This window comes from Mycobacterium sp. 1165178.9 (genome assembly GCF_001673555.1).
Classification (GTDB): Bacteria; Actinomycetota; Actinomycetes; order Mycobacteriales; family Mycobacteriaceae; genus Mycobacterium.
Genome location: NZ_LZMB01000216.1, coordinates 1 through 13549, shown reverse-complemented (window position 1 = coordinate 13549; position 13549 = coordinate 1). Strand labels below are relative to the sequence as shown.

Here is a 13549-nt window from a genome sequence, read left to right as displayed (position 1 = left end):
AGCTCTGTCACCGTGTGTTGGTCGATACCCGGGGAGTCGCAATGACGTTGGCGCGGGTGGATTTTGCCGCCAACACCGTCACCTGGACCGGCATCGGTAATGTCACCGCCGAACTGATTGTCAAGGCACCGACCGGGATCCAGGTGCGGTCCAGTGCACGGCTCAGCGGAGGTATAGTCGGCTACCGCATACCGGAAACCATACCGGCACAGGTGGTTTCCATCCGCCCCGGCGATCTGCTCCTGATGAGCACCGACGGCATCGCCGAAGATTACCTGGACCACATCGACTTCTCGGCCGCCGCTGTCGCGATAGCTGAAGGACTCCTCGGCAAGGACGCAAAGGAGACCGACGATGCGATGGTGTTGGCGGCACGTCATAGGGGAGCGACGACTTGAGCGGCGACAACGACTTTCACGATCAGTACGAGGCCGCGCTGCGTGCCTACCTCAGCTCACGAGACGAGGCCACCCTGTCGGTCGGCAATGAGCTCGGGCGCAGGGCTTTGCAGGAACAAATAAGCCTTCTCGATCTCGTCGAACAGCATGTCCGGCTGGTCTTCGAAATCTCGCAGGACGTGCGCATGGATGCGCCGATCGCACTGGAGTTCCTCTTGCAGCTGCTGGTTCCACTCGACGTCGCAACGCGCGGCTTCATCGACGGCAACAGACGCTATGCCGAGCAACGGGCGCGCGCCGAAGACCTGGCCGACCGCGACAAATTCCGTACCGCGCTGGTCAATTCGCTACAGGAAGGCTTCTTCGTCGCCGATCACGAGGGCTCCGTGGTGGAGATGAACAATGCCTTCATCGAGATCCTCGGGTATCCCAACGAGGGCTTACCGTACAAGTGGCCGCACCCCTGGCTGGTCGACACGACGACGGCGGCGGAACAGACGACGCGGGTCATGACCCAGGGCAGGGCCGACTACGAGACGCCCATTCGCCATGCCGACGGCCACCTGGCGTGGGTCAAGGTGAGCATCAACGCGGTCAAGGAAGCCGGCAGCGATCGGGACGTCTATGTCGGAACGATCCGGGACGTCACCGCCGAGCGTGCCTTCGCGGCCCGGGAGACTGCGGTGCTGCGATTGGCCACCGCCGTGGCGGTGGCCAAGAGTGTGGACGAGCTGCTGTCGATCACCCTTGACGAGTGCAGCACAGCAATCGATGTGCAACGGGTGATCGCGGTCTCGTGGCCCAGCGGCGATGGCGACCCGACGGTGCAGGCGGCCGGTGAGCCCGCCGTCTCGTCGTGGCGCAAGCTGGATCCGTGGCTTCGTCATACCTTCCAAGATGCGCGTCACCAACTGCCGCTGACGGCGAAAACGATTGAGGCTCCGGACAATCCCGGCAAGGCCCAGGGAATCGTGGCGGTGCTCTCCGGTACCGGGGACCTGGCGTTGTGGCTCGAGCTACGCACCCCTCGCTGGGTCAGCGGGGAGGATCGGCTGCTGGTCACCGTGCTGATCGGGCACCTGAGTCTGGCCATGCAGCACGTGCGTCAGTTCGAGAGCGCGCGTGAGACATCGCTGACCTTGCAGCGTGCCATGCTGCCGCCGGTTCAGCCGCCGCCCGGGTTCACCGTTCGGTACGAACCCGCGGTGCCGCCCTTGGAGATTGGCGGCGACTGGTATGACGTGCTGCCGATCGGTGAGCACCACATCGGCATCGTTGTCGGAGACTGCGTGGGCCGCGGCCTGCCGGCGGCCGCGATCATGGGCCAGCTACGGAGCTCCGCGCGGGCGCTGCTGATCAACCGCGCCGAACCCGCGGTGCTGCTCGACCAACTCGACTCGGCGGCATCGCTCATCCCGAACGCGTACTGCACCACGGTCTTCCTGGCGATTCTGGACACCGAAACCGGGGCGCTGCAGTACAGCAACGCAGGCCACATGCCGGCCGTGCTGGTCGGCCCGGAGCCCGGTAGGACGACGCTTTTGACCGAGGCCGCATCGGTGCCGCTCGCGGTCCGCCGAAATGAACCGCGCCCGCAAGCCACCCACGTGCTGCCGCCCGGCTCGACACTGCTGCTGTTCACCGACGGGCTCGTCGAACGCAAGCATGAGTCGATTGACGACGGAATCGCCCGTGCGGCAGATGTTCTGGCCCAAACCATGACGTCGCCGCTGGACACGGTCGCCGACGAGGTGCTTCGCGCGCTGGCGCCGGCCGCGGGGTATGACGACGACGTTGCGATGGTCATCTACCGGCACCAGCAGACACCGCTGCGCATCGAAAGTGACGCCACCGCAGACCAATTGGTGCTCATCCGGCACCGGCTGGCAGACTGGCTGCACGCTCGTGGCGTAATGGAAGACCAGGCCGCCGACATCGTGCTCGTCGTCAACGAGGCGTGCACCAATTGTGTCGAACACGCTTACCGTGGATTCGCCGCCGGGGCGATGCTGCTCGAGGTCAGCCTTGCGGACGGCGAAGTGCGCACCCGGATCACCGATTACGGATCGTGGAAGACGCCGGCCCCCATCCCGGGCAACGGCGGACGCGGCTTGCCGCTGATGCGGGTGCTCAGCGACTCGATGGAGCTCGACACCACCGCCACCGGCACCACCGCCGACATCACGTTCCGCCTGCCGGCGGCGGCGGTCTGAGGCGGATCGAAACGGTGGAAGCTGCCGCCCGGCCGTTTGCCCGGCCGGTACAGCGGGTAGACATCGGCGTGACCCACGCATCGACCATGACCGAACCCGTCCTGCCCGCGGCGCACGGGCCGCTGTCGACAGCCGTACGTTGCGCGCTGGCGGGTCCACCATCGGTCGACCACCTGGCGCGTGTCGGGTCCTCTGTGCGAGATTCCGATCCGTACGGTCTGGATCTGCAACTGGCGCTGTCCATGTGCTACGAGCTGCACTACCGCGGGCTTGTCGGTGTCGACCCCGCATGGGAGTGGAATCCCACGCTGCTGGCTTTACGCGCCGAATTGGAACGGGTGTTTTTAGCCGGGGTGCGCCGCGACGTCGGACACATCGATCCGGATCAGACCGCGGCGGCCGAGATGGAGGCGCTCACCGTCGAGCCGGCCGAGGGCACCGGTCCGTCGTATTACCTACGCGACACCGGAACTTGGCAGCAGATGTGCGAGTACTTCGTGCACCGCTCCCTGTACCACCTCAAAGAGGGCGATCCGCACGCCTTCGCCATTCCGCGCCTGACGGGTGTGGCCAAAGCGGCATTTGTGGCAATCGAATTCGATGAATACGGCGCAGGACGGGGCTCGCGACTGCATCAGCAGCTGTTCGCCGATCTACTCGCGGCGGCCGGTCTGGATGCGACGTATTGGGGTTACGTCGACGCGGTGCCGGCCGAAGCCTTGGCGGTGGTCAACCTCATGTCGATGTTCGGTCTGCACCGCTCGTTGCGGGGCGCCGCGATCGGGCACTTCGCCTCGACAGAGATCACCTCACCGCCGGGATCGCAACGCATGGTGAAGGCCCTGCGGCGGCTGCGGGCACCGGCGGCGTGCATCGAGTTCTACAGCGAGCATGTCGAGGCGGATGCGGTGCACGAACATGTCGTGCGCAACGATGTCGTGGGCGATCTCGTGGCCCAGGATCCGCGACTCGAACACGATGTCATCTTCGGCATCCGTGCCCACGCCGCGGTCGAAGACCGCTTGGCGCAACGAATTATGGCGTCGTGGGAGCAGAATCAGACGTCGTTGCGGCGGCCGCTGGACCCGATGAGCGTGCCGACGTCTTGAGGCGCCGGCACCGGCGGTGACTGGTGTCGCAGAGCGGGTAGCGGTCGCTGCGGCGGCAGGTGCAGATCGCCACCATGAACCGATCGGACTCGACGACCTCGCCATTGGGCATCTCGATCCGCACCGGACCCGACACCAGCACGGGCCCGTTGGGCACCACCTGCACCCGAGTCGCGGTCATCGCTTTTCCGCGCGGATCACGATCAGTTCCTCTTCCCGACGTCCGCGAGGTATCAGGCCGACCTCCTCAAGCCACTTAGCCCGAGACGACATCACCGGCCCGAACGGTATCCATTTGGAGGCGAACACTTTCGCGTCCATCCCGGCCCACTTGAGCGAATCCAGCGACTGCTGGACACCGGCGAGCGCCGAATGCACCAGCAGCAGGGATCCACCGTCGCGCAAGAGTTTTGGCGCCGACTCGCATAGCGGGTCGAGGATCATCCGGCCGTCCACCCCGGCGTTCCACGCCCACGACGGTCCGGCAGCCGGGCAGATCTCTTCCATTTCGGCACCGGGCGGCGTGGGAACGTAGGGCGGATTCGACACGACGACATCGAACGGCGCGCAATCAACTGCCGCGATCCACGATCCTTCGCGGACGTCCACCTCCACACCGGCAGCCGCCGCGTTTTCCCTTGCGCAGCGCACCGCCTGCGGGCAAATGTCGAAGGCCGTCGCGCCGGCGCATCCCATGGCGGCAGCGGCGATCGCGACGAAACCACTGCCGGTGCACAGATCGAGGACCCGCCGTCCCGGGATCAGGCCGGTGTCATGCATCACGTCCACCAGCAATCGAGAGTCTTCTTGCGGCTGATAGACGTTGGGAACGGATGACACAGCGGGCTCGGGATACGTGATTGTCACTGTTGGCCTTTCGAGAACCCAATAAGACTTGCCGCTGATCACGGCTTGGCGGGATAATGCCCGCAAACCGGCGCATTCAAACGAACGACCCGGAAAGTCTTGGGTCAACCCGCCGCCGCATGGGTGAACTGCTTGAGAATGGCCGCGCAGAACGCCGGGAGATCCGATGGCGATCGGCTGGTGATCAGATTGCCGTCAACGACCACCTCCTCGTCGATGACGTGGGCGCCGGCGTTGCGCAGATCGGTGCGAATACTGGGGTACGACGTCAGCGTCCGGCCCACTGCCACACCGGCTTCGGCCAGCGTCCACGGGCCATGACAGATGGCCGCCACCGGCTTGCCCGACCCGACGAAGTCGCGGACGAAGGATACGGCGGAGCTGTCCATGCGTAGCTTGTCCGGATTCACCGTGCCGCCCGGAAGCACCAGGCCGTCGTAATCGTCCACCGAGGACTCGGATACCAATCGGTCGACGGTAAAGGTTCCGGCTGGTTCGAGATCGTGGTTGCGCGCCTGGATTTCGCCGTCCTTCAGCGACAGCAACTGCACTTGTGCACCCGCTTCCTGCAGCGCCGCACGTGGCTGTTCGAGCTCCACCTTCTCCACGCCGTCGGCCGCGAGTATCGCAATTTTCTTGCCCTGCAATTCATTTGACATGGTCGTATCCCTTTCTGCGATAGCAGATTCCCATCGGCTCAAAGAGCCCGTAACTGCGAAGTGCCACGTCGCGCCCCATTGCCGGTGGTTCGCAACGCCGTATATAGGTCGAGTCCGGCGACTCCGGAAAGCAGAACGGTCGAGATGGCCCCCTGGCGCCGGCGCCCGGGCCCGCGGGCGACGACACCCGCGATCAGTAGCGCCATGTCCAGGACGTCGCCGGCGACCCGGGTCCACACCAGCTTGGGGGGACCGCCCAGCAGCGCCGCGCCGTGGCCGCATTCGCGCACTCCGAGTGCGCGGATGACCCGCCTCGATCGTCTGGTGTCGTCCACGCCCGCCATTGCGGCGACCTTGCCGGGGGCTACCAGTTCGCTCACACCCAGCCCGAAACTGGCGCCGCTGAGCGTCCTTACCAGCGTGGTTGTGGTGCCACCGTTGCCATCGCTCATCGTTTCCTCCCCCTGCTTGGCAGGAATGCGCATACCTGCTAACCGGCTGTTTCGGCAGCAATTTCTCAGAAACCAACGCGCGCCGGGACGTCCGTTCACGTCCCAGCTCTACCGACGCCCGACGCGCGTTGGTTGGCTGCGCACGACTGCGACCCGGATACCCGGGCGAAAAGCGGTCAAACCTGCGATCAGTTTGCTGCGTCGCGCAGAGCCGCGAGCAATGGCTCAGCGGCTTCGGCGAGGAACCTTTCCTGGGTGTCTCCGCCGATCTGCACGAGCGCGATGTCGGTGAAGCCGGCTTCCCAGTAGGGCCGGACGCTCTCGACGATGGCATCGAGGTCAGGACCGCAGGGGATCGTCTCGGCGACGTCTTCGGGTCGCACGAACTGAGTCGCTCCGGCGAAGCCAGCCGGCGTCGGCAGGTCGGCGTTGACCTTCCAGCCGCCGGCAAACCAGCGGAACTGGTCGTGCGCACGCTTGACGGCGGCGTCTCGGTCGGGATCCCAAGACACCGGTATCTGCCCGACGACCCGACCACCGCCGGCGAGATTGGCCGCTTGCCGGGCGCCGTGCCAGGCGTCGACCAGGTCCTTTTTGGGTTCGACTGCGATCAGGTGGTCGGCCAGCTTGGCGAATTTGTCGACCGCTCTGGTCCCCCCGATCGCCACCCCGATGCCCACCGGAACGTCGGGCACGTCCCACAAGCGCGCCGAATCGACCTGGAAGTAATCGCCGGTGAAGTCGACCAATTGGCCGCCGAACAGCTCCCGGATGATTTTGATGGCCTCACGCAACATGTCTTGCCGGCGCGACACGGCCGGCCAGCCCTTGCCGACGACGTGTTCGTTCAAGTTTTCACCGCTGCCCAGGCCCAGGGTGAACCGGCCGTCGGACAGGATCTGCACGGTGGCCGCCTGCTGGGCGACGATCGCCGGGTGATACCGCATCGTCGGGCATGTCACGTAGGTGTATAGGTCGACCCGCTCGGTGGCCTGCGCCACCGCGCCCAGCACCGCCCAGGCGTTCGGAGCGTGTCCTTGAGACGTGAGCCACGGCGAGAAGTGGTCGCTGCACACGTGAAAGTCGAAGCCCCGCTCTTCGGCCGAAACCGCATACTGGACAAGGTCTTTGGGTCCACTCTGCTCGGTCATCAAAGTGTAGCCAAAATTAGTCATGCGTCACGGGGTACCCGACTACTGCGAACGCAAACGGCGCGTAGTGCCACACGATCACGGCGGACCGTCTGGTGTTGCGATGCAACGTGTTTCGCTCGGCGAGCCGGGCGCCGGGCCGTTCCGGGCGGCTGACCCGGGCTACAGTCGCTCTTTGACGGCGGCCGAGAGCCGGGCGCCGTCAGCCTTGCCGGCGGCGATCGCGGTCGCGGCCTTCATCACCATGCCCATCTGTTTCGTCCCCGGCCGCTCGCCGATTTCCTCGGCGACCTGCGCGATCGCGGTGTCGGCAACATCGGCCACCTCGGCCTCGGTGAGCGGGGTGGGCAGGTATTCATCGATGATGCGTCCCTCGGCGTGCTCGTTGGCGGCGAGCTCCCCGCGCCCGTTCTGGGTGTAGATCTCCGCGGCTTCGCTCCGCTTGCGGGACTCCCTGGCCAGCACCTTGATGACGTCCTCGTCAGTCAGATCTTTGGCCTCCTTACCGGAGACTTCCTCGGTCTGGATCGCAGCCAACAGCATGCGCAGGGTGGCCGTTCGCAACTTGTCCTGGGATTTCATTGCCGCGGTCAGGTCCGTTCGGATCCGCGATTTGAGTTCCGCCATGTGTGAGACGCTACGCGCCGGGTGGGGGGTCAACGTTGTGAAATGCCCCGGCCGCCGACAGGATGGAGCCCATGACGTACGACGCGCCCGGCTGCAAAGGCCGCGGGGTTCGGTGAGCGCGCCGCCACCTGGTTATCCGGCTGGTCCGCCGCCGGCATATGGCCCACAACCTGAATACGGTCCACCGGCAGCTTATGGCCCGCCCCCGGCATACGGCCCACCACCTGCATACGGTCCGCCGCCTGGCTTCCAGCCCCCGCCTGGCTACCAGCCCCCGTCCGGCTACGGACCGCCTGCGGGCTACGGACCACCTCCGGGCTACCGACCGCCATCCGGGTACGGGCCTGCGCCGGGCTACGGATCGCCGCCGCACTTCGGTGGTTACGGAGCCGTCAAGCCAGGGATCATCCCGCTGCGGCCGCTGACCTTGGGCGACATCTTCAACGGCGCGGTCGGCTACGTCCGGGCGAACCCGAAAGCGACGCTCGGCCTGACCGCCATCGTCGTGGTGATCATGCAGATCATCACCAAGGTCGCGTTCTTCGGACCGCTGGCCGCGGCCGACAGATTCCCCAGCGACCGACCCGGCGAACTGAGCTCGGGGGTCCTGGGTGCCTGGTCCGCGTCATTGATCGGCGGCCTTCTGGTCAGCTGGCTGGGCGGCATGCTGCTGTCCGGGATGCTCACCGTCATCATCGGGCGGGCGGTATTCGGGTCACCCATCACCATCGGCGAAACCTGGGTCAAGATCCGCGGGCGCCTGCTGGCCCTGCTCGGCCTGGCCCTGCTGGAAGCCGTCGCGGTGGCGGCCCTCGCCGGGTTGGTCGCGGTGATCATCGGCGTGCTTGCGGCGATCGGCAGCGCCGCGGCCGCCGTGGTGTTGGGCATCCCGCTGGTGCTGGCCGTCGTCGCGTTGCTGGTTTACCTGTACACGGTGGTGCTGTTCGCCCCGGTGCTGATCGTGCTGGAGCGACTGCCGGTCATGGACGCGATCGCCCGCTCGTTCAAGCTGGTACGCAACGGCTTCTGGCGGGTGCTGGGAATCCGGGTGCTCGCGTTACTGGTGACATCCGTCGTCGCCAACGCCGTCGCGGTGCCGTTCAGCATCGCCGGTCAGTTCGTCCAAATCAGCTCGTCCGCCACGGCGTTCGTGGTCAGCACGGCGATTCTCTCGGTGGGGGCGGCGATCGGCGAGATCATCACCGCACCGTTCAACGCGGGCGTCATCGTTCTGCTGTACACCGACCGCCGGATGCGCGCCGAGGCTTTCGACCTGGTGCTGCAAAGCGGGGCCGCCCAGGGGCCCTACGCGGCCGCATCCACCGACAACCTCTGGCTGACACGGCCCCTATAAGGCCGGGCGAGGACTAGCTGAGGATGCCTTCCATCGACATCGACCGCGATGCCGCACACCGCGCCGCGCAGGACGAGCTCAACAAACCGACCTATTCGAAGGGTTCCCCCGGGGAACATTTCATCAACTGGGTTTCCGACCTGATTTACCGCCTGTTGCAGAAGATCTCCACGGTCCCGGGCGGATGGCTCACCGCGACAGTGCTTTTCACCCTGCTCGCCATCGCAGTGATCGTCGGCATCTCTATGCTGCGACGCACCATGCGCACCCGCCGCGGCGGTGACCACGCGCTGTTCGAAGCCGCGCAACTGACGGCCGCTCAGCATCGCGCGACCGCCGAAAACTTCGCGGCCGAGGGCAATTGGGCTGCCGCGATTCGTCACCGGCTGCGCGCCGTCGCCCGCCAGCTCGAAGAAACCGGAGTGCTCACACCCGCCCCCGGCCGGACGGCCAACGAGCTCGCTCGCGATGCAGGTGCGGCCTTCCCGCACCTGGTCAGCGAATTGAGGGGTGCGGCAATGGCTTTCAATGATGTCACCTACGGCGAACAGCCCGGAACCCAGGCCGCCTACCAGATGGTCGCCGACCTGGACGACCATCTGCTGACCCGATGGCAGGGCGGTCCGCTCGCGCCCGGCCAGCTCGCCGCGACCGAGTCGTGGGCGCAGGTGCGGTGATGGCGACGATCACCGGCGCCGGTCCCGAAGCCACGCCGCGGCGCTGGCGTGCCTGGCGCTGGGTGCTCGTCACGCTGCTGGTGCTCGCCGTCATCGCCGGCGTCGACGCGTATCTGAACGCGCCGCGACCCGGCCCCCGCATGGACCCGGCGTCGACCAGCTCCGACGGTGCGCACGCCCTGGTGGAGTTGCTGCGCGGCGCCGGAGTCGACGTCGTCGTGGCCCATAACATCGCCGACGTCGAAACTGCGGCACGCCCGGACGCGCTGATCCTGGTGGCCCAGAGCCAGTACCTCACCGATGCGCTCCTAGATCGGCTGGACAACGTCCATTCGGACCTGCTGCTGGTGGAACCGACGGCGCGGGCCCGCGAGGCGCTGCTGCCCGGTGTGCGGGTCGCGCACGTCAAAGCTTTCGACCTCGACCCGAATTGCACACTGCGCGAGGCTGTTCGCTCCGGGGCGGTCCGGTTCGGGGTGAGCAACACCTACGAGTCTGAAGACGGTCGCGAGATGACCCGCTGCTATGACGGCGCGCTGATCCGCTTCCGCAGCGACGGGCGCACCATCACAGCCGTCGGCAACACCGACTTCATGACCAACGGTAGCCTGCTGCAAGCGGGCAACGCCGCGCTGGCGATGAACCTCGCGGGCGACCGGCCCCGGCTCGTCTGGTACGCACCGCACGCCGTCGAGGGTGAATCCTCGCCCAAGTCAACGCTTTTACAGCTACTTCCGCCCAAAGTGTTCTGGCTCGTCGGACAACTGGCGCTGGTGGTGCTGCTGGTCGCCGTGTGGAAGGCCCGCCGGCCCGGACCGCTGGTGGCCGAGGAGTTACCGGTGGTGGTGCGCGCGTCGGAGACCGTCGAGGGCCGGGGGCGGCTGTATCGGTCCCGACGGGCACGTGATCGCGCGGCCGCCGCATTGCGCGCCGCCACCCTGGCGCGGCTGCTGCCTCGGCTCGGCCTGGGTGCGGGCGCTTCGCCGTCGGCGGTGGTGACCACCGCGGCCGGGCGCATCGGATCCGATCCGGCGTTCGTCTCCTACCAACTGTTCGGTCCGCCCCCGACGACCGACAACGACCTGTTACAACTTGCCCGTGCGCTCGACGACATCGAAAGGCAGGTCGCACGCCCGTGACACAACCCACTACCGCCCAATCCCCCACCGCTGAATCGGCGCGCGAGGCGCTGCTGGCGTTGCGCGGCGAGCTGGCCAAGGCTGTCGTCGGACAGGAGGGCGTGGTCAGCGGCCTGGTGATCGCGCTGCTGTGCCGCGGCCACGTGTTGTTGGAAGGTGTTCCGGGAGTGGCGAAGACGCTACTGGTCCGGTCGCTGTCCGCAGCGCTGCAGCTGGAGTTCAAGCGGGTGCAGTTCACCCCTGACCTGATGCCCGGCGACGTGACGGGTTCGCTGGTGTACGACGCGCGCACCGCCGCGTTCGTGTTCCGGCCCGGTCCGGTGTTCACCAACCTGCTGCTGGCCGACGAGATCAACCGGACCCCGCCCAAGACCCAGGCCGCGCTGCTCGAGGCGATGGAAGAGCGTCAGGTCAGCGTCGATGGAGAACCGCAGCCGCTGCCCGACCCCTTCATCGTGGCCGCGACCCAGAACCCGGTGGAATACGAGGGCACCTACCAGTTGCCCGAGGCCCAGCTGGACCGCTTTCTGCTCAAACTGAATGTGACGCTCCCGCCCCGGGACGCCGAAATCGCCATCCTGCATCGGCACGCGCAGGGCTTCGACCCGCGCGATCTGTCGGCGATCAAACCGGTTGCCGGGCCCGCCGACCTGGCGGCCGGTCGCGACGCCGTGCGAAACGTGCTGGTTGCCGACGAGGTGCTGGGTTACATCGTCGACATCGTCGGGGCCACCCGCTCCTCCCCCGCTCTGCAACTCGGCGTCTCGCCCCGTGGCGCGACCGCCCTACTGGCGACGGCGCGTTCCTGGTCCTGGTTGTCCGGGCGCAACTACGTCACCCCCGACGACGTGAAGGCGATGGCCCGCCCGACGCTGCGGCACCGGGTGATGTTGCGGCCCGAGGCCGAACTCGAGGGGGCCACACCCGACGGTGTGCTCGAGGGGATCCTGGCGTCGGTTCCGGTGCCCCGCTAGTGGTCCTGACCGGACGCACCGGGCTGGTCGCACTGATCTGCGTCCTGCCTATTGCGCTGTCTGGCTGGCCGGCAATGACTTTCGTGCTCCTGCTGATAGCGCTGGCGATCGTGGTGGCCGTCGACGTGGTACTGGCGGCCAGCCCCGCCGAGTTGCGCTACGCGCGTTCCCCGGACCGCTCGGCCCGGCTCGGGCAGCAGGTGGAGTGCGGGCTGCTGATCCATAACGACGGTCTGCGCCGGTTCCGCGGCCAGATCCGCGACGCCTGGCCGCCCAGCGCCCAGGCGCAACCGCGCATCCACCCAATCGACCTCCCGGCCGGGCACGACGAGCACGTCCAGACCCAGCTTCAACCGGTTCGCCGCGGCGACCAGCGAGCGACGGTGGTGACCGCCCGATCCATCGGTCCGCTGGGGCTGGCGGGGCGGCAGAGTTCGCGGCCGGTGCCGGGGCAGCTGCGGGTGCTGCCCCCGTTTCTGGCTCGCAAGCACCTGCCGTCGCGGCTCGCCAAGCTACGGGAGATCGACGGCCTACTGCCCACGCTGGTACGCGGTCAGGGAACCGAATTCGACTCGCTGCGAGAATATGTCGTCGGTGACGACGTGCGCTCGATCGACTGGCGCGCCACCGCCCGTCGCGCCGATGTGGTGGTGCGCACCTGGCGGCCCGAACGCGACCGGCGGGTGGTGATCGTGCTCGACACGGGGCGCACGGCTGCGGGGCGGGTCGGCGTCGATCCGACCGCGTCCGATCCCGCGGGCTGGCCGCGACTGGACTGGTCGATGGACGCCGCACTGCTGTTGGCGGCGCTGGCATCGCGCGCAGGGGACCATGTCGACTTCCTGGCTCACGACCAGGTGAGCCGCGCCGGTGTGTTCGGCGCCTCTCGCACCGAGCTGCTCGCCCAGCTGGTCGACGCTATGGCGCCCCTGCAACCGACGCTTGTCGAATCAGACTGGCGGGCAATGGTTTCCACCATTGCATCGCGCGCCCGCCGTCGGTCTCTGGTGGTGCTGCTGACCGACCTCAATGCGGCCGCCCTCGAAGAGGGCCTGTTGCCTGTGTTGCCGCAGCTGTCGGCCAAGCATCACCTGCTGGTGGCCGCGGTCTCCGACCCGCGTGTCGACCAGCTGGCCGGGGGGCGTGCGGATGCTGCGGCGGTGTACGACGCGGCGGCCGCCGAACGCTCCCGCAATGACCGCGGCGCGATCGCCGCCCGGCTGCGCCGCGGCGGGGTGGAAGTCGTCGACGCCCCGCCCGCCGAACTGGCGCCCGCCCTCGCCGATCACTACCTGGCGATGAAGGCGACCGGGCGGCTGTAGAGGGCCGTCCACCGGGCGGCTTCAGGCCGCCGACGACGGTCCTCAGCGAGTCGGAACGAAGTCGGGCGACTCTGCCATATCGCCGCTTTCGCCGGCCTTCACGGCGCGGCGGCCGAAGTAGACGATGTAGGACAAGAACGCCAGCTCGGCGACGACGCCGATGCCGACCCGCACAAATGTCGGCAGTGGGGACGGCGTCACCAGTGCTTCGATCAAACCCGAGACCAAAAGCACCGCAACCAGTCCCACGGCGACGGAGACGACGGCGCGGCCCTGTTCGGCGAGCACCTGGCCGCGAGGCCGGTCGCCAGGCGAGATCACCGACCATCCGAGCCGCATTCCCGTTGCGCCCGAAAGGAATACCGCCGTGAGTTCCAGCAGCCCGTGCGGGGCAAGCAGACCCAGCAGCAAGGCGCCCTTGCCGGCAGGAAACATCAGGCCGGCAGTGATGCCCAGGTTGGCGGCATTCTCCAACAGCACCAGGGGGATCGGCAGTCCCAGCACCACCGACATTGCGATGCATTGTGCGGACACCCACGGACATCGAGCAATTGATCAACCACGACGTCGAGTCGTATTACAGCGAACATCCCGCCGCGGCGTTCGC

14 protein-coding genes and 1 pseudogene are annotated in these 13549 nt (G+C 67.2%); 8 read left to right on the top strand and 7 right to left on the bottom strand.

What is annotated here, in order from left to right; genetic code table 11:
• The 3 genes from A5652_RS10120 to A5652_RS10110 all read left to right on the top strand — a co-directional run.
• Window positions 1-398: SpoIIE family protein phosphatase (locus tag A5652_RS10120; protein ID WP_067350085.1), on the top strand; the 398-nt coding region annotated here is incomplete at its 5' end.
• Entirely contained in the window at window positions 395-2611 is a 2217-nt protein-coding gene (locus A5652_RS10115) for a SpoIIE family protein phosphatase (protein WP_067350066.1), read from the top strand. The genes A5652_RS10120 and A5652_RS10115, both read left to right, overlap by 4 nt.
• 86 nt (window positions 2612-2697) lie before the next feature.
• Window positions 2698-3720 carry an iron-containing redox enzyme family protein gene (locus tag A5652_RS10110; protein ID WP_082983845.1) on the top strand — a complete coding sequence of 341 codons (1023 nt, stop codon included), beginning with the start codon at window positions 2698-2700 and terminating at the stop codon, window positions 3718-3720.
• Here the strand turns inward: A5652_RS10110 and A5652_RS26605 are convergent.
• From A5652_RS26605 to A5652_RS10085, 6 genes are all read right to left on the bottom strand, one after another.
• Complete coding sequence (locus A5652_RS26605) at window positions 3647-3901, bottom strand: CDGSH iron-sulfur domain-containing protein (RefSeq protein ID WP_082983844.1); 255 nt, start codon at window positions 3899-3901, stop codon at window positions 3647-3649. The genes A5652_RS10110 and A5652_RS26605 overlap by 74 nt on opposite strands.
• On the bottom strand, window positions 3898-4587 hold the full coding sequence (locus A5652_RS10105; RefSeq protein ID WP_067350078.1) for a HemK2/MTQ2 family protein methyltransferase: 690 nt from the start codon (window positions 4585-4587) through the stop codon (window positions 3898-3900). The genes A5652_RS26605 and A5652_RS10105 overlap by 4 nt, the downstream gene beginning before the upstream one ends.
• Before the next feature lie 104 nt (window positions 4588-4691).
• On the bottom strand, window positions 4692-5246 hold the full coding sequence (locus A5652_RS10100) for a type 1 glutamine amidotransferase domain-containing protein (protein WP_067350060.1): 555 nt from the start codon (window positions 5244-5246) through the stop codon (window positions 4692-4694).
• 38 nt (window positions 5247-5284) lie between these two features.
• A complete protein-coding gene (locus A5652_RS10095) occupies window positions 5285-5698 on the bottom strand; it encodes a malate dehydrogenase (protein ID WP_067350074.1) in 414 nt (137 codons plus the stop codon).
• Between the two features lie 188 nt (window positions 5699-5886).
• A complete protein-coding gene (locus tag A5652_RS10090) occupies window positions 5887-6873 on the bottom strand; it encodes an LLM class F420-dependent oxidoreductase (protein WP_067350056.1) in 987 nt (328 codons plus the stop codon).
• 138 nt (window positions 6874-7011) lie between these two features.
• Entirely contained in the window at window positions 7012-7476 is a 465-nt protein-coding gene (locus tag A5652_RS10085) for a GatB/YqeY domain-containing protein (RefSeq protein ID WP_067350051.1), read from the bottom strand.
• Between A5652_RS10085 and A5652_RS10080 the strand changes: the two genes are divergently transcribed.
• From A5652_RS10080 to A5652_RS10060, 5 genes are read left to right on the top strand one after another with little or no spacing between them, the layout of a single operon-like run.
• Window positions 7475-8830, top strand: coding sequence for a hypothetical protein (locus tag A5652_RS10080; protein WP_197513885.1), 1356 nt, complete (start codon window positions 7475-7477; stop codon window positions 8828-8830). The genes A5652_RS10085 and A5652_RS10080 overlap by 2 nt on opposite strands.
• A 23-nt stretch (window positions 8831-8853) precedes the next feature.
• Window positions 8854-9507 carry a DUF4129 domain-containing protein gene (locus tag A5652_RS10075; protein ID WP_067350043.1) on the top strand — a complete coding sequence of 218 codons (654 nt, stop codon included), beginning with the start codon at window positions 8854-8856 and terminating at the stop codon, window positions 9505-9507.
• Complete coding sequence (locus tag A5652_RS10070; RefSeq protein WP_067350070.1) at window positions 9507-10646, top strand: DUF4350 domain-containing protein; 1140 nt, start codon at window positions 9507-9509, stop codon at window positions 10644-10646. Before A5652_RS10075 ends, A5652_RS10070 begins: the two co-directional genes overlap by 1 nt.
• On the top strand, window positions 10643-11620 hold the full coding sequence (locus tag A5652_RS10065; RefSeq protein WP_067350040.1) for a MoxR family ATPase: 978 nt from the start codon (window positions 10643-10645) through the stop codon (window positions 11618-11620). Before A5652_RS10070 ends, A5652_RS10065 begins: the two co-directional genes overlap by 4 nt.
• A complete protein-coding gene (locus tag A5652_RS10060; RefSeq protein WP_067350037.1) occupies window positions 11620-12942 on the top strand; it encodes a DUF58 domain-containing protein in 1323 nt (440 codons plus the stop codon). The genes A5652_RS10065 and A5652_RS10060 overlap by 1 nt, the downstream gene beginning before the upstream one ends.
• 42 nt (window positions 12943-12984) lie before the next feature.
• On the opposite strand, the pseudogene A5652_RS10055 reads toward A5652_RS10060, so the two are convergent.
• Window positions 12985-13479 (bottom strand): annotated as a pseudogene (locus tag A5652_RS10055) (stage II sporulation protein M); the annotation flags it as partial.
• Window positions 13480-13549: the final 70 nt, after the last annotated feature.

Excerpts from the sequence above, each read along its gene's own strand:
- A5652_RS10110 (WP_082983845.1), top strand. The coding sequence starts at position 2,698 with ATGACCGAACCCGTCCTGCCCGCGGCGCACGGGCCGCTGTCGACAGCC.
- A5652_RS26605 (WP_082983844.1), bottom strand. The coding sequence starts at position 3,901 with ATGACCGCGACTCGGGTGCAGGTGGTGCCCAACGGGCCCGTGCTGGTG.
- A5652_RS10100 (WP_067350060.1), bottom strand. The coding sequence starts at position 5,246 with ATGTCAAATGAATTGCAGGGCAAGAAAATTGCGATACTCGCGGCCGAC.
- A5652_RS10095 (WP_067350074.1), bottom strand. The coding sequence starts at position 5,698 with ATGAGCGATGGCAACGGTGGCACCACAACCACGCTGGTAAGGACGCTC.
- A5652_RS10090 (WP_067350056.1), bottom strand. The coding sequence starts at position 6,873 with ATGACTAATTTTGGCTACACTTTGATGACCGAGCAGAGTGGACCCAAA.
- A5652_RS10080 (WP_197513885.1), top strand. The coding sequence starts at position 7,475 with ATGTGTGAGACGCTACGCGCCGGGTGGGGGGTCAACGTTGTGAAATGC.
- A5652_RS10085 (WP_067350051.1), bottom strand. The coding sequence starts at position 7,476 with ATGGCGGAACTCAAATCGCGGATCCGAACGGACCTGACCGCGGCAATG.
- A5652_RS10075 (WP_067350043.1), top strand. The coding sequence starts at position 8,854 with ATGCCTTCCATCGACATCGACCGCGATGCCGCACACCGCGCCGCGCAG.
- A5652_RS10070 (WP_067350070.1), top strand. The coding sequence starts at position 9,507 with ATGGCGACGATCACCGGCGCCGGTCCCGAAGCCACGCCGCGGCGCTGG.